The organism is Bradyrhizobium sp. SUTN9-2, assembly GCF_003122645.1.
Lineage (GTDB): Bacteria > Pseudomonadota > Alphaproteobacteria > Rhizobiales > Xanthobacteraceae > Bradyrhizobium > Bradyrhizobium yuanmingense.
Map to the genome: position 1 here is coordinate 3,499,339 of NZ_LAXE01000001.1, position 22,885 is coordinate 3,522,223.

General features: G+C 65.5%; 21 protein-coding genes and 1 tRNA gene. 6 read left to right on the forward strand and 16 right to left on the reverse strand.

The features are described from left to right. Positions 1–74: 74 nt before the first annotated feature. From XF30_RS16115 to XF30_RS16150, 8 genes are all read right to left on the reverse strand, one after another. On the reverse strand, positions 75–965 hold the full coding sequence (locus XF30_RS16115; protein WP_109143285.1) for a crotonase/enoyl-CoA hydratase family protein: 891 nt from the start codon (positions 963–965) through the stop codon (positions 75–77). 157 nt (positions 966–1,122) lie between these two features. Then, positions 1,123–2,544: an amidase gene (locus tag XF30_RS16120; protein ID WP_109143286.1), complete on the reverse strand. Its 1,422-nt coding sequence runs from the start codon at positions 2,542–2,544 to the stop codon at positions 1,123–1,125. Next, the gene (locus XF30_RS16125) at positions 2,537–3,709 is read right to left on the reverse strand and encodes a M20 aminoacylase family protein (RefSeq protein WP_036015333.1); all 1,173 of its coding nucleotides are present in this window, start codon (positions 3,707–3,709) and stop codon (positions 2,537–2,539) included. Before XF30_RS16125 ends, XF30_RS16120 begins: the two co-directional genes overlap by 8 nt. A 14-nt stretch (positions 3,710–3,723) precedes the next feature. Then, positions 3,724–5,229, reverse strand: coding sequence for a M81 family metallopeptidase (locus tag XF30_RS16130; protein WP_036045893.1), 1,506 nt, complete (start codon positions 5,227–5,229; stop codon positions 3,724–3,726). Positions 5,230–5,495: 266 nt separating this feature from the next. Beyond that, positions 5,496–7,145, reverse strand: coding sequence for an ABC transporter ATP-binding protein (locus XF30_RS16135; protein WP_109145731.1), 1,650 nt, complete (start codon positions 7,143–7,145; stop codon positions 5,496–5,498). Between the two features lie 129 nt (positions 7,146–7,274). Beyond that, positions 7,275–8,162 (reverse strand): ABC transporter permease, encoded by an 888-nt coding sequence (locus tag XF30_RS16140; RefSeq protein ID WP_036029754.1) that lies wholly within the window; start codon positions 8,160–8,162, stop codon positions 7,275–7,277. Between the two features lie 18 nt (positions 8,163–8,180). Next, the gene (locus XF30_RS16145) at positions 8,181–9,122 is read right to left on the reverse strand and encodes an ABC transporter permease (protein WP_192893163.1); all 942 of its coding nucleotides are present in this window, start codon (positions 9,120–9,122) and stop codon (positions 8,181–8,183) included. A gap of 221 nt (positions 9,123–9,343) precedes the next feature. Continuing rightward, positions 9,344–10,474 carry a M20/M25/M40 family metallo-hydrolase gene (locus XF30_RS16150; RefSeq protein WP_109143287.1) on the reverse strand — a complete coding sequence of 377 codons (1,131 nt, stop codon included), beginning with the start codon at positions 10,472–10,474 and terminating at the stop codon, positions 9,344–9,346. Positions 10,475–10,741: 267 nt separating this feature from the next. Between XF30_RS16150 and XF30_RS16155 the strand changes: the two genes are divergently transcribed. Then, on the forward strand, positions 10,742–12,349 hold the full coding sequence (locus XF30_RS16155; RefSeq protein ID WP_036015319.1) for an ABC transporter substrate-binding protein: 1,608 nt from the start codon (positions 10,742–10,744) through the stop codon (positions 12,347–12,349). 381 nt (positions 12,350–12,730) lie between these two features. Here the strand turns inward: XF30_RS16155 and XF30_RS16160 are convergent, their stop codons facing one another. Then, positions 12,731–13,933: a multidrug effflux MFS transporter gene (locus XF30_RS16160; protein WP_425248805.1), complete on the reverse strand. Its 1,203-nt coding sequence runs from the start codon at positions 13,931–13,933 to the stop codon at positions 12,731–12,733. A gap of 372 nt (positions 13,934–14,305) precedes the next feature. Between XF30_RS16160 and XF30_RS16165 the strand changes: the two genes are divergently transcribed. After that, a complete protein-coding gene (locus XF30_RS16165; protein ID WP_109145732.1) occupies positions 14,306–15,610 on the forward strand; it encodes a hypothetical protein in 1,305 nt (434 codons plus the stop codon). Positions 15,611–15,620: 10 nt separating this feature from the next. Here XF30_RS16165 and XF30_RS16170 read toward each other — a convergent pair. Then, positions 15,621–15,709, reverse strand: a tRNA-Leu gene (locus tag XF30_RS16170). Between the two features lie 172 nt (positions 15,710–15,881). Here XF30_RS16170 and XF30_RS16175 point away from each other — a divergent pair. Continuing rightward, on the forward strand, positions 15,882–16,304 hold the full coding sequence (locus tag XF30_RS16175; RefSeq protein WP_036029720.1) for a hypothetical protein: 423 nt from the start codon (positions 15,882–15,884) through the stop codon (positions 16,302–16,304). 25 nt (positions 16,305–16,329) lie between these two features. On the opposite strand, the gene XF30_RS16180 is transcribed toward XF30_RS16175, so the two are convergent. Then, the gene (locus XF30_RS16180; protein WP_109143289.1) at positions 16,330–17,532 is read right to left on the reverse strand and encodes an FAD-dependent monooxygenase; all 1,203 of its coding nucleotides are present in this window, start codon (positions 17,530–17,532) and stop codon (positions 16,330–16,332) included. 20 nt (positions 17,533–17,552) lie between these two features. Further along, the gene (locus XF30_RS16185; protein ID WP_038959577.1) at positions 17,553–17,798 is read right to left on the reverse strand and encodes a zinc-finger domain-containing protein; all 246 of its coding nucleotides are present in this window, start codon (positions 17,796–17,798) and stop codon (positions 17,553–17,555) included. A 308-nt stretch (positions 17,799–18,106) separates the two neighbouring features. Here XF30_RS16185 and XF30_RS16190 point away from each other — a divergent pair, with 308 nt between their 5' ends. Together XF30_RS16190 and XF30_RS16195 are read left to right on the forward strand one after the other, a co-directional pair. Beyond that, a complete protein-coding gene (locus tag XF30_RS16190) occupies positions 18,107–19,243 on the forward strand; it encodes a hypothetical protein (RefSeq protein ID WP_036015306.1) in 1,137 nt (378 codons plus the stop codon). Positions 19,244–19,360: 117 nt separating this feature from the next. Continuing rightward, on the forward strand, positions 19,361–20,116 hold the full coding sequence (locus XF30_RS16195) for an alpha/beta fold hydrolase (RefSeq protein ID WP_036015305.1): 756 nt from the start codon (positions 19,361–19,363) through the stop codon (positions 20,114–20,116). A 16-nt stretch (positions 20,117–20,132) separates the two neighbouring features. Here XF30_RS16195 and XF30_RS16200 read toward each other — a convergent pair whose 3' ends face one another. Beyond that, positions 20,133–20,687 carry a protein-tyrosine phosphatase family protein gene (locus XF30_RS16200; protein WP_146207711.1) on the reverse strand — a complete coding sequence of 185 codons (555 nt, stop codon included), beginning with the start codon at positions 20,685–20,687 and terminating at the stop codon, positions 20,133–20,135. 67 nt (positions 20,688–20,754) lie between these two features. Then, on the reverse strand, positions 20,755–21,690 hold the full coding sequence (locus XF30_RS16205) for a LysR family transcriptional regulator (protein ID WP_109145733.1): 936 nt from the start codon (positions 21,688–21,690) through the stop codon (positions 20,755–20,757). 107 nt (positions 21,691–21,797) lie between these two features. Here XF30_RS16205 and XF30_RS16210 point away from each other — a divergent pair, with 107 nt between their 5' ends. Beyond that, entirely contained in the window at positions 21,798–22,211 is a 414-nt protein-coding gene (locus tag XF30_RS16210) for a hypothetical protein (protein ID WP_109143291.1), read from the forward strand. A gap of 55 nt (positions 22,212–22,266) precedes the next feature. Here XF30_RS16210 and XF30_RS37770 read toward each other — a convergent pair whose 3' ends face one another. Further along, a complete protein-coding gene (locus tag XF30_RS37770) occupies positions 22,267–22,494 on the reverse strand; it encodes a hypothetical protein (protein WP_146207712.1) in 228 nt (75 codons plus the stop codon). A gap of 148 nt (positions 22,495–22,642) precedes the next feature. Then, positions 22,643–22,798 (reverse strand): hypothetical protein, encoded by a 156-nt coding sequence (locus XF30_RS38145; RefSeq protein ID WP_156447197.1) that lies wholly within the window; start codon positions 22,796–22,798, stop codon positions 22,643–22,645. Between the last annotated feature and the right edge of the window lie 87 nt (positions 22,799–22,885).

Sequence of the window (22,885 nt, forward strand, 5' to 3'; positions counted from 1 at the left end):
GCGTAATCCACCGCTTCTGTAGCGCGGAGACGAAGGAGGTGGGTTACGCCTTCGGCTAACCCCCCTACGAAGTCTCACTTATACTCCCGCTCCGTCCACCACGGGAAGTAATCCGGCATATCGGTCGACACCTTGTTCTTGAAGTGCGCGGGACGCTTCTCCAGGAACGACACCACGCCTTCCTTGACGTCGTCCGAGCGGCCGCGGGCGTAGATGCCGCGGCTGTCGACCTTGTGGGCTTCCATTGGATCGTCGGCGCCCATCATGCGCCACATCATCTGGCGGATCAGCGCGACCGACACCGGCGCGGTCTTTGCCGCAAACTCCTTGGCGAGCGCTCGGGCGGTCGGCAGCAGATCATCGGGGGCCACGACCTTGCTGACGAGGCGGCCCGCAAGCGCTTCCTGCGCCGGGAAGACACGGCCCGAATAGCACCATTCCAGCGCCTGCGAGATGCCGACGATGCGCGGCAAGAACCAGCTCGAGGCCGCCTCGGGCACGATGCCGCGCTGGGAGAACACGAAGCCGAAGCGCGCGGCCTCCGAGGCGATGCGGATGTCCATCGCGAGCTGCATGGTGACGCCGATGCCGACGGCCGGGCCGTTCACCGCCGCGATCACGGGCTTGAGGCATTTGAAGATGCGCAACGTGACCTGGCCCCCGCCGTCACGCACCTGCGGGTCGCTATAGTCGACCTTGCCGTCGGCAAAACGCTTGACCGGCCCGCGCCGCGCGTCGCGATCGAACGTGTCGGCACCGGAGGAGAGATCGGCGCCCGCGCAAAAGCCGCGGCCGGCGCCGGTGACGATGATGGCGCGGACGTTATCATCCTTGTCGGCGGCGTCGAACGCGTCGATCAGCTCTCCTTGCATCTGCGCGTTGAAGGCGTTGAGCTTGTCGGGCCGGTTCAACGTGATGGTGAGGATCTGATCGGCGACCTCGTACTTGATCGTCTCATACGCCATGGTGGTTTCCTCTTCCTTGGTTCTTTGTCCGTCTGTCTAGCACGTCATTCCGGGGCGCGCGAAGCGCGAGCCCGGAATCCATTTCTCCACACTCCTTGCGGATGAATGGATTCCGGGCTTGCGCCAAGAGGGCGCAACCCGGAATGACGACGGTGCGTTATTGGGCCGGCGGCTTCGGCCAGGGCCGCTGCGGGCCGCGCAGACCTTCGAAGGCCTTGGCCATGCCGAGCACGCCGATGTCGTCGAAGCGGCGGCCGACGATCTGCACGCCGATGGGGAAACCCTTGGCGTCGAAGCCGCCGTTGAGGGAGATCGCCGGGTTCTCCGACATATTCCACGGCACGGTATAGGCGATGTGCTCGAACGGCTTCATGGGATCGTTGGTCGGCGACGCCCATTCCGCCGGAAAGTTCACGTTCGGCGCGGTCGGCGAGATCACATAGTCCAGCTCGCAAAAGAGCTTCGCCGCAGCCGCGCGGATCGCCATGGTCTGGTTGAAGCCGCGGATGACGTCGACGCCCGAGAGCTTGGCCCCGGACTCGCCCCACTTGAAGATATAGGGCAGCACCTTGGCCTGCTCGGCCGGCGTCAGCTTGGACAGATCGTCCCACATCCGCGCGCGCCAGAAATTGTCGAGACCGTCGAGCATCTCGCGCGTGAGGATGCCGTCGACCTCGGTGACGACGCTGCCTGCGGACTCGAATGCCTTCGCGGCCTTCACTGCGACCTCGCGCACCGGCTTCTCCAGCGCCAGGCCGCAGCCGGGATCGAGCATCAACCCGATGCGTAGTTTTCGCGGAGATTTCTCCAGCCCCTTCCAGTTCAGCAGCTCGGCCGGCAGGCTCATGCCGTCGCGGCGGTCGGGCTTTGCGATCGCGCTCATCATCAGCGCGCAATCGTCGACCGTGCGGGTCATCGGGCCTGCGACACGGCCGACATAGGTGGGGTCGATCGGCACCCGGCCAAAACTCGGCTTCAGGCCGACGAGGCCGCACCAGCCGGCGGGCAGGCGAACCGAGCCGCCGATATCGGTGCCGAGATGCAAGGGCCCGTAGCCGGCCGCGGCGGCGGCGCCTGCGCCGGCGCTGGAGCCGCCCGGGTTCTTGCTGAGATCCCACGGGTTGCGCGCGAGCGCATGGAACGAGGAGAGCCCGGAGGACAGCATGCCGTAATCGGGCATGGTGGTCTTGGCGAAGATGATGCTGCCGGCCTCACGCAGCCGCGCAGCGGGCGGCGCGTCCTTCTCGGCCGGCACGAGCTTGACGCTGGCTGCCCCCAGCGGCACCGGCACGCCCTTGGTCGCGATGTTGTCCTTCACCGTCACGGGCACGCCGTCGAGCGGCCCGGAGGGCTCGCCGCCGGTCCAGCGCGCGGTCGAGGCCTTTGCGGCCTCGCGCGCGCCATCGGGGTCGAACGCATAGAGCGCCTTCAGATGCGGTTCCCACGCCGCGACATGCGCGAGCACGTCCTCCAGCACCTCGCTCGGCGAGAACTGCTTGGCACGATAACCCGCGATCAGGTCGACCGCGGACAGATCGTGCAGCGAGGTGATCGCTTCCTCGACGCTCTTTTTATGCATTGCCACCCACCGGCATGCGCGTCTCGACGATGCGGGCGAACATGCTGGCACCGATCGGCAGGATCTTGTCGTCGAGCACGAAGCCGGGATTGTGCACGGGCACCGAGCCGTCATGGCCGACCCAGAAGTAAGCGCCGGGAATCGTCTCCAGCATGTCGGCGAAATCCTCGCTGCCCATCTTCGGCTGGATGCGGGTGATCACGTTGGCGGGATCGACGATGGTGCGCGCGACCTCCTCGACCACCTTGGACTGCTCGACCTGGTTGACCAGAACGCCGAACGTGTCGCGGATGTCGGCTTCGATCGTGCACTGATAGGCGGCGGCGATGCCGGCGCAGATGGTGCGGATGCGCTCGGCGATCAGGGCGCGGACTTCGTTCGAGAAGGTGCGGATGGTGCCGCACAGATGCGCATCGCCCGGAATGACGTTGTAAGCCGAGCCGGCATGGATCTGGGTGATCGAGATCACCGCGGCTTGCAGCGGGTCGACGTTGCGGCTGACGATGGTCTGGATCGCCTGCGCCAGTGTGGTCGCAATGACAACCGCGTCCTTGGAGCGCTCGGGCATCGCGCCATGCGCGCCGTAGCCGGTGATGCGCAGGTCGAAGAAGTCGGCACTGGCCATGGCCGGGCCCGGCAGGATCGCGATCTCGCCATGGTTGAGGTCGGGCGCGTTGTGCAGGCCGTAGAGCTCGTCGCAGGGAAATTTCTCGAACAGCCCGTCCTTGATCATGGCGCGGGCGCCGCCGAGGCCTTCCTCGGCCGGCTGGAAGATCAGATGCACGGTGCCGTCGAAATTCCGGGTCTCGGCGAGATAGCGCGCGGTGCCGAGCAGCATGGTGGTGTGGCCGTCATGGCCGCAGCCGTGGAAGCGGCCGGGGATCTTCGAGCTCCACTTCAGATTGGTGTTCTCTTCCATCGGCAGCGCGTCCATGTCGGCGCGCAGCCCGATGCGCTTGCTGCCGGTGCCCTTGCCCTTGATGACGCCGATCACGCCGGTGCCGCCGAGGCCGCGATGCACTTCGATGCCCCAGCTCTTCAGCTTGTCGGCGACGATGCCGGAGGTGCGCACTTCCTCGAAGCCGATCTCGGGATGGGCGTGGAGGTCGCGCCTGATTGCGGTGAGCTCGTCGGCGTAGCCGTCGATGCGATCGATCGTGGGCATGTGGTCCTGTCCGGTTAGCGTGAGGGAGGCGTGAATACGGGGCCGTTCGGCTTGATGCGGATGCCCGGGCGCAGGCGCGTCCAGGGTAGCGAAGCGGTGTCGGCCGGCATCGCACCGGGCGCGGCACAGATCATCAGCTTCTCGGCGATCGGCTCGAAATCGGCGCGGAAATGCACCGAGCTCTTGTTGACCAGGATTTTCTGTTCGGTCGGCTCGATGCCGACATAGCGGTACATCGCCTGGTCGGCGAGCTGGGCCTTGTGCGAAGAGACGACGATGCGGACATCGCCGATGCGCAAGGCTGCGGACGGGCCCATCTCCATCTCGCGGCCGCCGTAATAGGGACCGGGCGCGATGAAGCGGCCGTCCGAGAGCTGCTCGACCACGAAGGTCTCGCGATAGGGCTCGTCGCCGGGGATGCCGGACTTGCCGCCGAGCGACAGCGTCACGGTGGCGCCGACGCCGGCTGCGTGCGCGGCCTTGGCCGATTCCGGATCGTAGATCGCGCCGGTTGCGGCACTCGCCTTGTTGCGCACCAGCGCGCGCAGCATGCCCGTGGTGTCGGAATCGCCGCCGGCGCCCGGATTGTCCTGGGTGTCGGCGATGATGATCGGCTTGCGCGCGCCCTTGGCAAGTTCCATGGCGTGGCGCACGCCGTCGTCGGGCGTCCAGATCTTGCCGTCGAAATCGTTCTCGTGGCTTTCGATCAGCTTCAGAAGCGCGTCGGCCGCACGATCGGCGTCGTGTTGCGTCTTGCCGTAGGCGAACACGCTGGGGCCGCAGTCGCGGAAATCGGCGGCGGGAAAGCCGGGCGCGAAAGAGAGGGTGGGGACGGCATCGCTCTCCAGCGCGGCGAGTCTTTCGTAGATGCCTTTGGTGGGCTGGTCGTTGGTGCATTGCCAGCTGATCGGGATCAGGAACGGCAATTGCCGGAAGGCCTTTGCGAAGCGCTGCTTCGTCTGCAGCAGCAGCGCGAGATGGCGCGCGCAGGCGCGGCCGGTCTCGGCCATGTCGACATGCGGATAGGTGCGGTAGGCGATCAGCGCGTCGGCATGCTCCATCATCTCGGGCGTGACGTTGGCGTGGAGATCGAGGCTGGTGACCAGCGGAACATCCTTACCGATGACGCGGCGCACGCGCGCCAAGATCTCGCCTTCGCCGTCGTCGAGATGCTCGGTCACCATGGCGCCGTGCAGGTCGAGATAGACGGCGTCGATCGGGCCGGCGGCGGCGATGCCGTCGACCATGACCTTCACGATGCGCTCGAATGCGTCTTCGGTGACATGCGCCGACGGGCTCGCGCCGCAGGCGATGGTCGGAATGAGTTCCCAGCGGTTCGCCTCGGCGCTGTCGACGAAACCGGCGAGCCCGACATTGATGCGGCGCATCACCTTCAACACGTCGGCACCTTCAGTCATCGCCGGCCAGCCGCCGCCATGCTGGAAGTCGGCGAATGTCGCCTTCGTCGGAGCGAAGGTGTTGGTCTCGTGCAGGAAGCCGCCGACGGCAATACGTGTCATTCAGTTCAGTCCCAATTGAAAGTGCGCGACGTTAGCCTTGCCCTTGCGAGGAGGGCAAGGTGAGGAAGCACTCGCGACGTGCATAGGGTCAAGACGATTTGGGAATGCTGCGCCCCATACTCCGCCGTCATTCCGGGGCGCGCCCTCTTGGGCGCGAGCCCGGAATCCATCGTGCGACAGAGTCCGCGGCTAAATGGATTCTCAGGTGCGCAATTGCGCACCATAGCTCATCGCTTCGCGATGCCCCGGAATGACAGAGGAGAGAGCTACAGTGTCGCCCCCACGCCCTCGGCCACCGGCCTGAAGTTCGCAAAATCCCAACCCCGCCCGGGCGCCGCATCCAGCAGCGCCTTGGTGTAGGCCTCCTTAGGATGCGTCAGCACTTCGGCGGCCGGTCCCTGTTCGACGACGCGGCCGTGCTGCATCACCACGACCTCGTCGCAGATCTGGGCTGCGACGCGGAGGTCGTGGGTGATGAACAGGATGGCGATGCCGAGCCGCTTCTGGATCTCGTCGAGCAGCTCCAGCACCTGCGCCTGCACCGAGACGTCGAGCGCGGAGACCGCTTCATCCGCGACCAGCACGTCCGGATCGAGCGCGAGTGCCCGGGCGATCGCGATGCGCTGGCGCTGGCCGCCGGAGAATTGGTGCGGATAGCGCGACACCGCATCCGGCGGCAGGCCGACCAGCTCGAGCAACTCGCGCGCCCGCTTCATCGCATCAGTGTGCGCCACGCCGTAATTGACCGGGCCTTCGGCGATGCTCTCGCCGACGGTGACGCGCGGATTGAGCGAACGATAGGGATCCTGGAATACGATCTGGATCTTCTGCCGATGCGGCTGCAACAGGCGGCGCGAGATGTCGGCGATCTCGCGGCCGGCGAGGCGCACGCCGCCGGAGGTCGGATCGATCAGGCGCACGATGCAGCGCGCAACCGTCGACTTGCCCGAGCCGCTTTCGCCGACGATGCCGAGCGTGCGGCCCTTGCGCAGGGTCAACGTGACCTTGTCGGCAGCGACGACCTCGCGGCCTTTGCCGAAGAAGGCGCGCTCCTTGTAGACCTTGCCGAGCTCGTTGGCCTCCAGCACCACGGGCTCGCGGGTTTCCTCGCGCGGCGGGCGCGGCACCAGGCTCGGCACCGAGGAGAGCAGGTTGCGGGTGTATTCCATGGTCGGATTGCGCAGCACGGTCTCGAGCGGACCGGTCTCGACCAGGCGGCCCTGCCGCATCACCGCGACGCGATCGGCAATCTCGGCCACCACGCCCATGTCGTGCGTGATGAACAGCACGGCGGTGCCGTGATCGCGCTGGAGCTCGCGGATCAGGGACAGGATCTGCTTCTGCGTGGTGACGTCGAGCGCGGTGGTCGGCTCGTCGGCAATGAGCAGCTTCGGCTCCAGCACCAGCGCCATCGCGATCATGATGCGCTGGCGCTGGCCGCCGGAGAGACGGTGCGGGTAGGAGGCGAAGATGCGCTCGACCTGGGGCAGGTGGACCTGCTCCATCATGTCGAGAATGCGCTTCCTGCGCGCTTTGGCATCGAGTTTGGTGTGTGCGCGGAGCACCTCGTCGATCTGGCGGCCGACCGGCACCACCGGATTGAGCGCGGTCATCGGCTCCTGGAAGATCATCGCCATCTTGGTCGCGCGGAGCTGGCGCAGGCGGCGGTCGGTGGCGGTGAGCAGCTCCTCGCCGACCAGCTTCACGCTGCCGCCGGTCGGCACCAGGGTGCCCTTCGGCAACAGGCCCATCGTGGTCAGCGAGGTCACCGACTTTCCCGAGCCGCTCTCGCCGACGAGGCACAGCGTCTCGCGCTCGCGCACCTGGATCGAGATGCCGTCGATGATGTTGGCGCCTTTCGGCTGCTTGCCGATGGAGACGACGAGATTGTTGATGTCGAGGATGGTGTCGGTCACGTCAATTCTCTCCGTCATTCCGGGGCGCGACAAAGTCGCGAGCCCGGAATCCATCGGGCCGCAGCACGCGTGGTGAAATGGATTCCGGGCTCGCGCTACGCGCGCCTCGGAATGACAACGCTACTCGCATCACTTCCCCTCCCGCTGCTTCATGCGCGGATCGAGGGCGTCGCGGGCGGCGTCGCCGATCAGGTTGATGCTGAGGATGGCGATGGAGAGCAGCAGGCCCGGCCAGAAGATCAGCGATGGCTTGATCTGGAAGTACTGGCGGCCCTCGGCCATGATGTTGCCCCAGGTCGGCGTCTCCGGCGAGATGCCGGCGCCGAGGAAGGAGAGGATCGCCTCGGTCAGGATGGCGCTGGCGCAGATATAGGTGCCCTGGACGATCAGCGGCGCGATCGTGTTCGGCATCAGGTGGCGCCACATGATCTTCGGCAGGCTCGAGCCGACCGAGATCGCGGCCTCGACGTAAGGCTCCTCGCGCGCCGACAGCACGACCGAGCGGACCAGGCGTGCAACGCGCGGAATCTCGGGGATCGTGATCGCGATCAGCACGGTCCAGAGGCTGGCGCCGGACAGCGACACCACGGCGATCGCGAGCAGGATGCTCGGCATTGCCATCAGGCCGTCCATGACGCGCATCATCACGGAATCGACCAGCTTGAAGAAGCCGGAGACGAGGCCGATCGCCAGCCCGATGGCGATCGACAGGATCGCCGCACCGATGCCGATCAGAAGCGAGATGCGGCCGCCATAGATCACGCGCGACAACACGTCGCGGCCGTAGGCGTCGGTGCCGAGCAGGAACTGTGCGGAAGATGGCTTGAGCCGCTGCGACGGGGCGAGCTGGATCGGATCATGCGGCGCGATCAGCGGCGCGAGGATCGAGACCACCACGATCAGCGCGAGCAGGCACGTCGCGGTGGCGATGATCGGGGTCGAGGTGAGGAATCCGAATCGCGGCCGCAGCGGCGACGTGATCGGAATGGAGGACTGGGGAAGGGTATCGACCGACATTTTGTTCTTGTCCTTGCCTCAGTACCGGATCCGGGGATCGAGCAGGGTGTAGGCGACGTCGATGAGAAGATTGACGACGACGTAGATCAGCGAGGTCAGCAGGATCATCGCCTGGATCACCGGATAGTCGCGCGCCAGCACCGCATCGACGGTGAGACGCCCGATGCCGGGGATGTTGAACACGCTCTCGGTGACGACGACGCCGGAGATCAAGAGCGCAAAGCCGGTGCCGATCACGGTGATCACGGGCACGGCGGCGTTGCGCAGAGCATGGCGCATCATCACCGCAACCTCGTTGATGCCCTTCGCGCGCGCCGTTCGCACGTAGTCTTCGCCGAGCACGTCGAGCATCGCCGCACGCGTCATGCGCGCGATCAGTGCGACGTAGATGAAGGACAGCGCGCAGGTCGGCAGGATCATGCGCTCGAAGAACGGGCCGAAGCCGTTGAAGATGCTACGGAAGCCCTGCACCGGCACCCAGCGCAGCTCGATCGCGAAGACCTGGATGAGGACATAGCCGACCACGAAAACCGGCACCGAGAAGCCGAGCACGGACAGACCCATCACGAAACGGTCGATCCAGGTGCCGTGCTTCCACGCCGCGATCACCCCCAAGGGAACTGCGACGATGACGGCGAGGATGATGGTGCACAGCGCGATCGAGATCGACGGCTCGACGCGCTGGCCGATCATCTTCATCACCGGCAAATTGGAGATCAGCGACGTCCCGAGGTCGCCGTGCAGCAGCTTGTTCACCCAGGTGACGAACTGCACGATCAGCGGCTCGTTGAGGCCGAGCGATTCGCGGATGCGCTCCAGCCGTTCCGGGGTCGCGTTGTCGCCGGCGAGGATCGCGGCGGGATCGCCGGGGGTGAGGCGGAGCAGGAGGAAAACGAACAGCGCGACCACGCCCATCACGGGCACGGCGGCGAGAATTCGGCGAATGAGATATCCGAGCAAGTTGGATCCGTCAGTTTAGAGTCAAATTGGGCAGGGCTCTTCGGCCAGCCTGCCATCAGCCTAACATTTCAGCAATTCCCGTGCCACGAGGGCCACAGTTTTTGCGGTGCAGCCAATCTTCGTAGGGTGGGCAAAGCGGAGCGTGCCCACCTGCTTTCGGTCGGGAAAACGGTGGGCACGGCGCTTTGCGCCTTTTGCCCACCTACGGGATCGCTTCGCGATCACTCCAGCGTCGCCAGCAGCCCCGCCATCAGCCGTCCTCGCTCAGCGAGACTCTCGACTTCGATATACTCTTCGAGCGTGTGGACATTGCCGCCGCGCACACCGAGGCCGTCGAGCGTGGGGATTCCCATCGCGCCGGTGAAGTTGCCGTCCGAGCCGCCGCCGGAGCTTGCATGCGGTAATTCCATGCCGAGAGATTTGGCAATGCCGCGGGCCTTCTCGTACAGCGCCATGGTGCCGGCATTGGGCTCCCAGACCGGCCGCGTCACGCCGCGCGTGACCTTGAAGCTGACGTCGTTGCTGGTCCCGGACAACGCCAGCATCCGCTCGACGCCGCGGTCGAGATCGGCCTGGCGCTTGGCCATCGACAGCGCTTCGCCGGTCGCGGTGGTGGCGACGCAATTGACCCATTGGCCGCCATGCACGACGCCGACCGAGAAGGTGCAGTCCTCCGTCGTCATGGCGTCGATGTTGAGAATCTGCCTCGCCATCTCGCGGATCGCCGAGCGTCCCGCCGACAGCGTGGCGCCGGCGTGGCTCGGCCGGCCCGTCGCTTCGAGGTTGAAGCGTGCGATGGCGTAACGTCCGGTGGTGACGCCGTTGTCGGCGCGGCCGGGCTCCGGCACCAGCACGTATTTGTTGCGCGCGGCCTCGGCCTCGATGATGTCGCGTGTCGAGGGCGTGCCGACTTCCTCGTCCGGCGTGAACAGCACGGTAATCGGCAGCGGCGTGGTGAACGATGCGCGCGCCAGCTGCCGGATCGCTTCCAGCGAGAGGTAATTGCCGCCCTTCATGTCGTAGATGCCGGGGCCGTAGCACTTGTTGCCTTCGCGCCGCCATTTCAGCTTCTCGATGGTGCCGACCGGGTGGACGGTATCCATGTGTCCGGCGATCAGGATGCCCGGCTCGCCCTGCTTCGGGTGGGGAAAGCGCGCGCGGATGACCCCGCCGAAGCCCTGGCGGCCGGCGATGCGCTCGATCGTCGCACCCATGATCGCCATATCTCGCGCTGCGATATCGAGCATGCGGTCCACGGCACCGGCATCCCAGGTGGGGCTTTCGCATTCGATCCAGCCGCGCAGGCCTTCGAGCATGGCCTCGGAATCAAAGGGAAGATTGGCAGGATTCATCTCAATGTCTCTCAAGCTTGGAAAGATGGAACGCGCATTGCATTGGCGCGGACGGGACAAGCGGAGGGTGTTGTAGAGCCAAACCGATCTTTGTGGAGCCCGTGCGCGCGCCGCAAGGGCTTGCACCGAAACCGGATTGACGCGCTTCACCCTGTCTGCAAGTCTCGAAAGACGAAGGCATTGCATGAGGTTAGTTCGCCCAACGAACGAACCTCATGCTCAATCAATAACCTGCCTTTGAACAGTTTCACGTCAGGAGAACTTTCTATGTTCCACTTCATGCGCCGGGGGCCTCGCGCGTTCGCCTCCACACTTGCGCTGTCGGTCGTCGCGCTTTCGACCGCGCTGGCCTCGCCGGTGCTCGCGGCCGGCAAGACTCTCACGGCGGTGCTGCATTCGGATTTGCGCATCATCGATCCGATCTTCACCACGGCCTACATCACGCGTGACCACGGCTACATGGTTTACGACACGCTGGTGGCCACCGACTCGAATTTCAAGGTCCAGCCGCAGATGGCGGACTGGAAGGTCTCCGACGACAAGCTCACCTACACGTTCACGCTGCGCGACGGCCTGAAGTGGCATGACGGTGCGCCGGTGACGGCGGAGGACTGCGTCGCTTCGCTGAAGCGCTGGGCTGCGGTCGACGGCATGGGACAGAAGCTCATGGACTTCACCGCCAGCATCGAGGCGACCGACCCCAAGACCATCACGCTGAAGCTGAAGGAGCCCTACGGCCTGGTGCTCGACTCCATCGGCAAGCCGTCCTCGCGCGTCGCCTTCATGATGCCGAAGCGCCTTGCGGAGACGCCGCCGGACAAGCAGATCCCCGAGCAGATCGGCTCTGGTCCGTTCAAGTTCGTGCAGGGCGAATTCCAGCCCGGCGTGAAGGCGGTCTACGTCAAGAACACTGACTACGTGCCGCGCAAGGAGCCGGCGAGCTGGACCTCCGGCGGCAAGGTGGTGAAGGTGGACCGCGTCGAGTGGATCACCATGCCGGACTCGCAGACCGCGGTGAACGCGCTGCAGTCGGGCGACATCGATTTCATGGAGAACCTGCCGTTCGACATGCTGCCGGTGCTGGAAGGCAACAAGGAGCTCACCATCGAGGTTCTGAACAAGTTCGGCTTCCAGACGCTCGGCCGGATGAACTTTCTGCATCCGCCGTTCGACAACGTGAAGGTGCGGCGTGCTGCCTTGCTGGCCCTGAACCAGAAGGACGTGCTCGACGCGCTGGTCGGCAACGCCAAATATCAGAAGATCTGCGGCGCGTTCTTCATTTGCGACACGCCGCTCGCAACCGATGCGGGCTCCGAGACCCTGGTCAAGGGGAACGGCATGGCGCAAGCCAAGAAGGCGCTCGCCGAGTCCGGCTATGACGGCACGCCGATCGTCATCATGGCCCCTGGCGACGTCACGACGCTGAAGGCGCAGCCGATCGTTTCGGCCCAGCTGCTGCGCGAGGCCGGCTTCAAGGTCGACCTTCAGGCGACCGACTGGCAGACGGTGGTGAGCCGCCGCGCCAGCCAGAAGCCGCCGAAGGAAGGTGGCTGGAACATGTTCTTCACCAACTGGGTCGCGGCCGACGTGTCCAACCCGATCGCCAATCTCTCGATCGGCGGCCAGGGCAAGAAGGGCTGGTTCGGCTGGGCGGAGGACGCCAAGATCGAGCAGCTCAAGGACGCTTTCGTCCGCGCGGCCTCGGTCGACGATCAGAAGAAGATCGCCGCCGATATCCAGAAGCAGGCCTATGAGCAGGTGATCTACATTCCGCTGGGGCAGTATCTCATCCCGAGCGGCTGGCGCAAATCGCTGACGGGCGTGCTCGACGGCCCCGCGACGCCGGTGTTCTGGAACATCGACAAGAAGGAATAAAGCATGATCCGGAAAAGTGCGAAGCGGTTTTCCGGAAAGATCACGCGCAAACAACAACCTAAAGCGCGATGACGATCGTCCGAATCTCATCGCGCTTTACGCGCCGCGCGCCTTGCATGTGAATACGAACGGCGCCGCAGTTTCCTGCGGCGCCGTTTTCTATGAGGCGGTCTGTGATCGCGCTCGTCTAGCAGTGGCTGTCGCGCAGCTGCTCGAGCCCTTCACTCACGAATGCCAAGCTCGAGTCCATTCGTTCATCGGAACGAGGCTGCGAAATCGGCCGTTCGATCTCGGACGCGGGCTGATCCGATCTGTTCTCTTGTTCCATCTCGCCAATCCTCTGAATTGCTGCAGTACAACATCGCGAGGGGCGGGAAGTTCCTAGCTGATCGGGCGATGATGCGGCCTGAACAGCCGCCCTTTCTCCACCACCAGCACGATCGCGAGCGCGGCGAGCGTCGACAGGAAGAAGCCGATCGAGAACGGCAGCAGCGTGCCGTCGAAGCTCTGCCCGATTGCCATGCCGACCACGATCCCGATCAGCGTGGTGATCGAGCCGTACAGCGAGGAGGCGGTGCCGGCGATGTGGCCCTGCGGCTCCATCGCCAGCGCGGTGAAGTTGGCGACCATCATGCCGAACGAGAACATCATCAGGGCGGAGAGCGCCATGAACAAGGCGAGCGGCAGCACGCCGAGGCTTTCCGTCAGCAGCATCACGCCGGCCACGGCCGTGTAGAGCGTCAGCGCGCCGTGCGAGATCACGCGCATGCCGAGCCGGCCGACCAGCCTCGCATTGAGGAAGCCGGCGATGGCTGTGCCGGCGGCAATCGCGGCGAAAGCCAGCGGGAAATATTGGCCGAGATGATAGATGCCGGTGAAGACCTGCTGGGCGCAGAAGACATAGGCGAACAGCGCGCCGATGACGCTGCCGGCGGCGGTGGCATAGCCGACGGTCTGGCGATGGGTCAGGGTCTGCCGGAATGCCGAGAGCACGTCGGAGGGCGCCAGCGACCTGCGCTTCGACTCGGGAAGCGTCTCGGGCAGCCGCAGCACGCACCATGCGAGCGCGAGCAGGCCGTAGAGCATCAGCACCACGAAGATGCCGCGCCACGCCGTCACCAGCAGCACCGCCTGTCCGAACGAGGGCGCGACCACGGGCACCGCGATGAAGATCATCATGGCGAGCGACATCACGCTCGCCATGCGGCGGCCGACATAGCAGTCGCGCACGATCGAGGTCGCGATCACGCGCGTCGCCGCGGTGCCGAGCCCCTGGAGCGCACGCGCCAGCAGCAGCGTCTCGAACGAGGGGGCAATGACCGCCAGCACGCTCGCCACCGCATAGACCGCCATGCCGCCGAGCAGCACCGGTCGGCGCCCAAAACGGTCCGACAGCGGACCCATGACGAACTGACCGGCGCCGAAGCCGATCAGGAAGGTCGACAGCACCAGTTGCAGGTGGTTCTCGACGGGAATCTTGAAGGCGGCGCCGATATTGGGCAGCGCCGGCAGCATCATGTCCATCGCGAGCGGGTTCAGCGCCATGATGGACGCGATCACGATGACGAACTCCGGAAAACCCATTGGGCGGTGTCCCGCGGACACCCAACCGTCGGCATTGACGTCGGACAAGAAGCTTACCCCTGCAATCAAGCGACTTATCTAGCCCTGGTGCTGCGTTGCACAACCCATGTTTCGGGATGGCTGGCAGGCGGGGCAGGAGCGTCAAAAACGGGTGAGGGCCCATCGCCGGCCTGATGGCCATCCGCGACCGCGTCGCCGCGCACATCGAAGAGTTTTCGGAAGCCGCATCGCCGGAGGGTTGGGCCTGCAACCAGGGATTCACCATAAGATCGGCGCGGCACGCCGGGGAGATGAATCGGCAACCCGTCCTGTCCATTGTGGTCGGACCGGCTGCCGCAACGGCGCCGCGAGAAGCCAAACAGGGTATCGCCCGTGTCCGACATATCAGGTGCAGCACGATGGTTGGCGCCTGCGGCCAAGGCTGCCAGGCGCAACGTCTGGCTTGCCGGCGTGGTCACGCTGACCGCGCTGCTGGTGCTCGGTAATCTCGCCAACGATGCCTCGCTCGACCTGCCGTATGGCTGGGACGTCCGGGTCAATTGCGCGGCGGTCGATGCGCATGCCGACGGGCTCGATCCCTACTTCGTCAAGAACCTGAAGGGCACCACCTATTCTTATCCCTATCTGCCGGTGACGCTGGACGTCTTCCGTCCCCTCTGCGCGGGCGGCGTTCTGCTCGATCATTACCGAAGCATCTTTCTCGTCCTCGCCGTGCTCTGCGCGCTGCTTCTGCCCGGCCTTGGCCGGACGCGTGCCAGCGCGCGCGATGCTGGCTTGAAGGTGCTCTGCGCGCTCGGCGCGTTCGTCGGTTTCGAATTCGTGGTGGCGTCGGGGAATTTTGCGCTGCTGAGCGGAGTGCTGACCGCGATCGCGCTGAAGCTCCTGCTACGCCCGCTCGCATCCGAACAGAATTCGAACTTTTCCTGGCGCATCGCCGGCGCTGCGCTGCTCGGCCTCGTGACCTCGTTCAAGCTGGTGTTCGTCCCGGTGCTGGCGGCGCTCTATTTCCTGCCGCTGCCGCGTGGCCGCAAGCTGGCCTTGATCGCGGTGGCCGTGTTCGCCTTCGCGTTGCCGCTCGCGCTGTCGCGGTTACTCTATCCAGATCTGTTCGCGAGCTGGCTGCTCGCGATCGCAGGACAAATTCCCGGCCAGCATGCCGTCGGTCTCGTGGAGACCAATCCGTCGCTGTTGCTGCTGGCGCGCGACCTCATGGCCCAGGCCGGCTTCGGTGACGGCAAGCCGTCGATGTTGGCGGCCTACGCGTTCGCGGCACTCGCGCTCGTGCTCGTGCCGTTCGCGCTGTCCGTCCTGCGCGCGACCGCGAGCGGATCGGTGCGGGCAGGGGCATCGCTGCTGACGCAGCTCGATCGCTGGCTGATGGATCACCCGCGCATGCGCATCACGGTGCTCGCCATGTTCGCGCTCTATCTCAGCTCGCCGCGTCTGAAGGAATATGCCTTCTTCGAGCTCGCGCTTCTTGCCGCGATCCTCATCGTCGATCTTCCGTCCCTGGCGCTCGCCGCCATCCTCGGCATCGGCCTCGCCTTTCCGGCACTGGTCTCGCTTCTGGGCGCGCCGATCGAGGGCACCTTCATCCTCCTCGTCATCGCGCTGATCTGCTTCTGGATCGTGCTGCTCGATTTCCGCGCAGAGCCCGAGCGCCTCGAGCAAGGGTGATACAAGCTAGTGGTGCGGGCAGCCGGGGTCGAACCGGCACAGCGCTTGCGCACCGAGGGATTTTAAGTCCCTTGCGTCTACCAATTCCGCCATGCCCGCTTGATCCAACGAGATCAAACACTTAAGTCCGTTCCGGCGGTCTGGAATTGGCGCGTTCGCCGCCGGAGGGACGGTTCTTCCTTAAGCGAGCCGGGGGCACAAGGCAAAGCCTCAATCCGGACATCTGTTGCTGCTTTAGGCATTCTCAATCCACGGGGGCTATTCATTCGGCATGGCTGCTTCGTTTTCCTTTTCGCTGCGCGGCTTTGGCGCGCTGTTCGCGCTGCTTGCGGCTGGCCTCGCGCTGTCCGGCTGCGCCGGCGTGAGCGAGACGATCGCACCGGCTTTTGCCGATCCCGCCAAATACGAATTGTACGATTGCAAGCAGCTCGAGACCGAGCGCAAGGACCTCGCCAAGCGCACCGCCGATCTGCAGAGGCTGATGGAGAAGGCCGAGACCGGGGCCGGCGGGGCCGTCGTGTCCGAACTCGCTTATCGCAACGATTATATCGCCGTGCGCGGGCAGGTCCAATTGGCCGAGGATGCCTGGCGCCGCAACAGATGCCGGGAGACGCCGCCCGAGGCGCCGCCGCCTCCGGCATCGCCCGCGGCCAGCGCCAAATCCGCGTCGAAATCCGGCAAAGCGGCCCGCTGAGGCGCCGCGCCGGCGGCGCGCCGCATCAAGGCCGCCAGCCGTAGATCCAGTCCTGTCGCGCCAGCATGCGCTGCGGGCCGAGCGCGCGGATCGCAAGATCGCGTGCGAGCGCGAGCGGCCCATTGAGATGATAGATGCGGCCCTGCTGCCGCGCGGTCCGCTGCACCCGCCGCACCCGTGCCTGCCGTGCCCGGCCGTATTGCGTCAGCGCGGCGGCAACCGCTTTGCTGCTCTCGGCGGCCTCCAGGCTCAAATGCCGGGCGAGCACGGCGGCATCCTCGATCGCCATGCCGGCCCCTTGGGCTGCGAACGGCAGCATCGCGTGCACGGCATCGCCGAGCAGCGCCACCGAACCCTTGCTCCAGGGGCAGCCGTCCGGCACGCCGAACAGCGCCCATTTGCGCCAGCTGTCGACCGCGGCGAGCAGCATCCGCGCCGCCGGCGGCCAGCGCGGGACGGCAAAGGCGTCCATCACCTCGCTGATATCGCCGGGCGTGCTCCAGCCCGCCCGGTTCCAGGTGCCCGGCAGCACCGCGACCACGTTGATCTGGCGCCCGCCCGCAATGGGATAGGCGACCAGATGGGCGTTCGGTCCCATCCAGAGCTGCACCCGGCGCGCGGTATAGTCCTTCGGCAATTGCGTGGCATCGAGCGTGCCGCGCCAGGCGATCAGGCCGGAAAAGCGCGGCTGCACCTCGGGAAACAGATGCTGGCGCACCGTCGACCAGATGCCGTCGGCGCCGATCAGCGCGCTGGCGAGATCGCTGCGGCGGATCGTGCCGCTGCGATGGACCACGGTCAGGCCCTTGGCGTGAGGCGCGACGTCCTCGAAGGTCGCGCCCAGCTTCAGGTCGATGTCGGGATGGTCGGCGACGGCGCCGGCGAGGGCCGCTTGCAGGTCGGCACGGTGCACCACCCAATAGGGCGCTCCGGCGCGCAGCGAGGCGGCTTCGCCGAGCGGCATGCGCAGCAGCTCGCCGCCGGCGCGCGCGCTCATGATCGAGAGCGCTTCCGGGGTGACGGCGCGCAGCTTGAGGCGTTCGGTGAGGCCGAGCTCGACCAGCACGCGACTGGCATTGGGCGAGAGCTGCAGGCCGGCGCCGACCTCCTCGAGGCGTTCGGCCTTCTCCAGCACGACGATGCGGAAGCCGCGGGCGGCGAGCGCGAGCGCGGCCGTCAGGCCACCGATGCCGGCACCGGCGACGACGATCGTTCGGGAGAGCGCCACCCCTTAACCGATGGACGCGGTCAGGCCACCTTGTCCTTCAGCACACATTCCGGCGGGCGGGCTTCGCCGGGCTTCAGGTCGGTCGCGAAGCGGTACAGCGTCGAGCAATAGGGGCAGATGATCTCGTTGTCGTTGCCGAGGTCGAGGAAGACGTGCGGATGGTCGAACGGAGGATTGGCGCCCACGCACATGAACTCTTGCGAGCCGATCTCGATGACGGGGACACCGGCATCGTTATGGAAGTGCGGGACGACATGGTCGGACATCGAAGTTCATCCTGGAGTGGCAATGGCGGCAGATACAATCACGAACTTACGCGGCATCTTTGAGGCGCTGCGGACCATACTGGCGGGTACAGGTGATTGCTAGTCCAGCGGAACCGAAAAGCTTCGCAAGCGCCCCATGCTCATTTGCTCATGCAAATTCGACACAATCTTGCGCCCCTAGAGAAGCCCTTCTTTCGTCGGGGACGTTGTGTCGCAATTTTGGCATACTATCTCTGTGGTTGCGTGAAACCGGGACGAAAGACGTAGTGTTCCGCGCAAGCGATCTCAGGGCATCCGGGCTTTTCCACATGAAGTGGCTGCGAATCAGTACGGCGTTGGCGGGAATGGCCGTGTGCGGCTTCGTGCTCGCGCAGGTGGCGCCGCATGCCCGCGAGGCCGGCGCGATCCTGGCTGCCCAGGACGATCCGGTCGCGCTCTCCGAGCTGAAGCTCGATGCACTGCTCCGGCACAACGACCGCCTGGTTCAGGACAATATCGAGGCCGCGCTCGCCGCCGGCGATGCCGATCTCGCCGACAGTTTCGTCACGCTGGCGCGCGAGCGCAACATCGCGCTTCCCGACGACCTCTTGAGCCGCGTCACTGATGCCGTGAAAGCGGAGAATTCCACCGCGCATTTCGCCAAGCGCTTCGCCACCGGTCTCGTCACCGGCAACGCGGACGACGTCGCCAGCCTGTCCGGGACCGTGGCCGGCGATCTCTTCGTGTTCGGCGACATCAGGGACGTGGTGCGCGAAGGCAAGCACCTCGCCATGGGCGAGGACACCGACCGCCTCGTGCTCTCCCTTGCGGCGGCCGGCCTTGCGGTGACGGCGGCAACCTACATCTCCGTCGGCGGTGCCGCGCCGGTGCGCGCAGGACTGACGCTGGTGAAGGATGCGCGCAAGCTCGGACGGCTCGGCGAGGGGCTCGCCGCATGGGCCGGCCGGTCCGCGCGCGAGGTCGTCGACGCGCCGATGCTGCGGAACGCGGTGGCATCGGGCTCGGTGCTGCGCCCAGGCCAGACCGTGAGCGCGATCAAGGCCGCGTTCCGGGCCGAGAAGGCCGGTGCGCTGGTCCGGCTCGGCAAGGACGTCACGCGCGTCGCCGGAAAGACCGGCACGCGCGGGGCCATGGATACGCTCCGCATCGCCGAGGGCCCCAAGGACGTCGCGCGCGCCGTGCGGCTTGCGGAAGCGCAAGGCGGCAAGACGCGCGCGATCATCAAGCTGCTCGGCCGCGGCGCGCTGCTGCTCGTCGGCGGCGCGTTCGATCTGGCGATGTGGCTGTTTGGCGCGGTCGTGACGCTGTTCGGCCTGCTCTCCTCCATCAAGGCGACGACCGAGCGCCTGACCCAGGCCTGGTGCGATCGCAGGCGGGCGCGGCGGCTGCGCCGCGCCCAGATGGCGGCCGACGCTGCTTTGGCTAACGCGGCCGCGACGGCCTGAGGCGCGATCCGCTTCGGGCTATTGTTTGAGCATGATGTTGCCGGAAAACCGCTGCACACTTTGCCGGATCGTGCTCTAAGATCGAGCTGTCCCCCACAAGATCCCACGGAACTGCTGATGCCGAGCTTTCACAACGGCGCCGTTGAAATTGCCTATCTCGACGAAGGCGAGGGCGATCCGATCATCCTGGTGCACGGCTTTGCCTCCAGCAAGAACGTGAACTGGGTCTATCCGACCTGGGTGTCGGAGCTGCGCAAGAACGGACGCCGCGTCATCGCGCTCGACAATCGCGGCCATGGCGAGAGCGCAAAGCTCTACGAACCCGCGCAATATTCTATACCCGTAATGGCCGGCGACGTGCTCGCACTGATGGATCACCTCGCCATCCCGCAGGCCGACATCATGGGCTATTCGATGGGCGGGCGGATGACGGCCTGGCTCTCCCTCAACGAGCCGCAGCGCCTGCGCTCGGCGATCCTCGGCGGCATCGGCATCGGCGGCCTGATCGAGGGCAGCGGTCCCGGCGAGAACGTCGCCAAGGCGCTGGAGGCGCCCGCGCTGGACGACGTCACCGATCCCGTCGGCCGCACGTTTCGCGCGTTCGCCGACCAGACCCGCTCCGACCGCCGTGCACTCGCCGCGTGCCTGCGCGGCACGCGCGATCTCATGACGAGGCAAGAGGCCGCGCGCATCGAGGTGCCGGTGCTGATCGCGGTCGGCAGCGCCGACGATGTCGCAGGAAGCGCCAGCGCGCTCGGCGCGATCATACCGGGTTCCGAAGTGCTCGATATTCCCAATCGCGACCACATGCGTGCAGTCGGCGACAAGGTTTACAAGACCGGCGTGCTCGACTTCCTGTCACGCCGCGGCTGAGGCGACATTGCATGGCCTATCGGGTACGTGGCGCATCGCCGCGCTCCGCCGGGCCAAAGGTCATCACCCAATCGCGCTGCTCATCCGTGTCCGGCACGATCAAGCCCCGCGAAGCTCCAATCAGCTCAAGAGCTTCCTTCGCTTGGATTCCGGAACAGATCAGTGCGCAAGCTGCAATTACCGAAGATCGGCCGATCCCCGCGCGACAATGGATCGCCATAGAACGACCATCTCGCAAGCCGCTGGCTAATAAGCGAGCGATCTGCGATGCCTCCGGTCGCGATTCTGGCAATCCCCGATCCGGAATCGGAAAAGAGATGAAGTCGATTCCGTTAGAACGACAAACCTCGTCTTCACGCTGTAACCCAAGCTCTGAAACCTCCTCGCGCTCGAGAAGGCTCACTACCAGATCGACTCGGGCGTCCTTCCACTCAATGACTTCCATCTCCAACCACTCGTCGGCGCGAGGACGCGCCATAATCGCTATTCGTCCAGCCGCTTGAATCTCGATCCAATGTAATCGGGACATCTCAAACCCTTGGTTGATGCAAGACGGGATCGCATAATCCACACCTCACCGGCAGCCGCCGCCTGGAGCTCATTTTCCTGGCGACCGAATGTCGGTGACGACCGCTGCTTCACACCGCCTTGTCGCTGAACGCGGCGGGAAGCGTGTTGAGGAACGATATGACGCGCTGTGTGCGCAGGGGCGGGCGGCGGCCGGAGGTGCGGAGCATCCATAGGGGTTCCCCAGGCGCGCGCCAGGGCGCAAGCACCTCGACCAGCCGGCCGGCGCGAAGGTCTTCGCCAACGAGCCACGCTGGCCCCCAGCCGATCCCGAACCCATTCGCGATCAGAGCCAGCGAAGCGTGCGCGTCGTCGCAAATGTGCTTGGGCTTGGGCGTGACGCGAATGGGTCCTTTGCCGCGCGGATCGGCGAAGCGCCATGTCAGGATCTGACCGCTCGCGGGATTGCGGAAGCCGACGTGCTCGTGCGCGGAAAGCTCGAAGGGAGTGGCCGGCGCGCCGCGCGCTTTCAGATAGGCAGGCGAGGCGCAAGCGATCCAGGAGAACGTGCAAAGCCGCCGCGCCTGATGACCGGGCGCGCGATCGAGCGGCCCTGTGCGGATCGCGATGTCGACGCCTTCCGCCGCGAGATCGAGAATCTCGTTGCGGAATTTGACCTCGATCTCGATTTCCGGCCGTTCCCGCAGGAACGCGGGCAGCCGTGGCAGGATGCAGGCGCGCGCGAACGAGGCGGGGGCGGTCACGCGCACCCGTCCGCCATCGTCGCGCGCGACTTCGCCGAGCGCGGATTGGACACGGGCGAGGCTTTCGGCCAACGCGCGTCCCGCCGACATCAGCCGGTCGCCCTCTTCGGTCAGCGCCAACGAATGGGTGGAGCGATGCAAAAGCCGCAATCCGTGAGCCTGTTCGAAGCGGGCGACCGCCTTGGACATCGCCGATGTGGTCGTCCCCGCCCGCCGCGCGGCTTCGGCGAAGGAGCCTGCCTCGACGACGCGGACGAAGGCGAGGAGGCGCGAAAGGTCGGGAGGCAAAGTCGTTGTGGACATGAAGTCCACATAGCCATGGCCAGACGGTCACTACAAGACCCATTCGAGAACGGCTAATCGGGGAGTATCAGCACGCATTCTGCGGCGCTGGAAACGCGGGACGTCCGATGAACCCTATCGAAATTACGCTGCAAGCCCTCGACGCCGCCGAGCGGGCGATTCCATCCGGCCAGCCGGTTTATATGCTCAATCTGCTGCGCTACCGCGCGCAGGCGCGTTACGAGGACGGCTTTGACGCCGCGCCCTGCTCGGGCCGTGAAGCCTTTCATGAACGCTACAGGCCGGCATTCCGGCGTCTTGCAGCCGGCAAGCCGATCGCGCCGACGTTTTCCGGGCCGATCCTCGCGAGCCTCGTCGGCTCGCCAAGCGAACGCTGGGACGAAGCGGCGCTCAATAAGTACGGTGACTTTGCCACCTTCCGCTCGATCGTCGACACCGAGACTTACAGGCGCGAAGTGGCGCCCCACCGGCACGCGGCGCTTGAGGATTTCCGGCTGTTCGCGCTCGCCAAGGCGATGTGAAACTATGGCGACAGTGCCAGGCGCCGTCGCTCAACGGCGTCACCGATCTCGGGCCCTATTGTTTCGGTGCTCTGATTTCCCGGACGGTGATTTCGGCCAGAGCGACAGCGTCAGTCACGCCGCGCATGTGAATGTCGATCATCCTCTTGGCGAGAAGATCACAGATCGGATCGCTTCGATCCACCAGGTCGAGCTTGCGCAAGGCATGGTTGAAGGCGAGTTCAAGAACATGTTCCTGTTCGCGGGTGAGATCGACATTCGCAATCAGCCGTAGAATCGGCATGACGCTGCTCCCTGTTGGAGTAGGGCGGGAGCACAACCGGTCTCTCTGTCACCGATTGAAGCCACGGACCGGGCGGTGATGGAACACACTGTTCCTCAACGGCTTGGCAGTCAATGCCGTCAGAGTGCCAAGCAAGCGATATTGCAACTTAATCAGCAGGGCTGCGCTTTTGAGCTTCGAGGTAGTCGGCGCGCAAACGGTATTCTTCGGCGATCTCTAGCAGCGCAGCCTTGGTGCGCCCGTCAGCCGACAGTGCTGCTTGCTCGCGGGCGGCATGTTCGAGGCGGCGGAATTCTCGGTCCATGCGAACAGCCTACCTGACCGAGACGGCTGCCGCATTAAACTGTGCAAATGTGTACACATCGTCCACTCCCTCAGGAGATTGGGAGCG

What these genes read in the sequence shown, in the direction of transcription:
- XF30_RS16195 (WP_036015305.1), top strand. Translation starts at nt 19,361, where the DNA reads ATGCCGAGCTTTCACAACGGCGCCGTTGAAATTGCCTATCTCGACGAA.
- XF30_RS16190 (WP_036015306.1), top strand. Translation starts at nt 18,107, where the DNA reads ATGAAGTGGCTGCGAATCAGTACGGCGTTGGCGGGAATGGCCGTGTGC.
- XF30_RS16185 (WP_038959577.1), bottom strand. Translation starts at nt 17,798, where the DNA reads ATGTCCGACCATGTCGTCCCGCACTTCCATAACGATGCCGGTGTCCCC.
- XF30_RS38145 (WP_156447197.1), bottom strand. Translation starts at nt 22,798, where the DNA reads ATGGACCGAGAATTCCGCCGCCTCGAACATGCCGCCCGCGAGCAAGCA.
- XF30_RS16130 (WP_036045893.1), bottom strand. Translation starts at nt 5,229, where the DNA reads ATGACACGTATTGCCGTCGGCGGCTTCCTGCACGAGACCAACACCTTC.
- XF30_RS16175 (WP_036029720.1), top strand. Translation starts at nt 15,882, where the DNA reads ATGGCTGCTTCGTTTTCCTTTTCGCTGCGCGGCTTTGGCGCGCTGTTC.
- XF30_RS16140 (WP_036029754.1), bottom strand. Translation starts at nt 8,162, where the DNA reads ATGTCGGTCGATACCCTTCCCCAGTCCTCCATTCCGATCACGTCGCCG.
- XF30_RS16150 (WP_109143287.1), bottom strand. Translation starts at nt 10,474, where the DNA reads ATGAATCCTGCCAATCTTCCCTTTGATTCCGAGGCCATGCTCGAAGGC.
- XF30_RS16155 (WP_036015319.1), top strand. Translation starts at nt 10,742, where the DNA reads ATGTTCCACTTCATGCGCCGGGGGCCTCGCGCGTTCGCCTCCACACTT.
- XF30_RS16115 (WP_109143285.1), bottom strand. Translation starts at nt 965, where the DNA reads ATGGCGTATGAGACGATCAAGTACGAGGTCGCCGATCAGATCCTCACC.
- XF30_RS16125 (WP_036015333.1), bottom strand. Translation starts at nt 3,709, where the DNA reads ATGCCCACGATCGATCGCATCGACGGCTACGCCGACGAGCTCACCGCA.
- XF30_RS16205 (WP_109145733.1), bottom strand. Translation starts at nt 21,690, where the DNA reads ATGTCCACAACGACTTTGCCTCCCGACCTTTCGCGCCTCCTCGCCTTC.
- XF30_RS16120 (WP_109143286.1), bottom strand. Translation starts at nt 2,544, where the DNA reads ATGCATAAAAAGAGCGTCGAGGAAGCGATCACCTCGCTGCACGATCTG.
- XF30_RS16160 (WP_425248805.1), bottom strand. Translation starts at nt 13,933, where the DNA reads ATGGGTTTTCCGGAGTTCGTCATCGTGATCGCGTCCATCATGGCGCTG.
- XF30_RS37770 (WP_146207712.1), bottom strand. Translation starts at nt 22,494, where the DNA reads ATGCCGATTCTACGGCTGATTGCGAATGTCGATCTCACCCGCGAACAG.
- XF30_RS16210 (WP_109143291.1), top strand. Translation starts at nt 21,798, where the DNA reads ATGAACCCTATCGAAATTACGCTGCAAGCCCTCGACGCCGCCGAGCGG.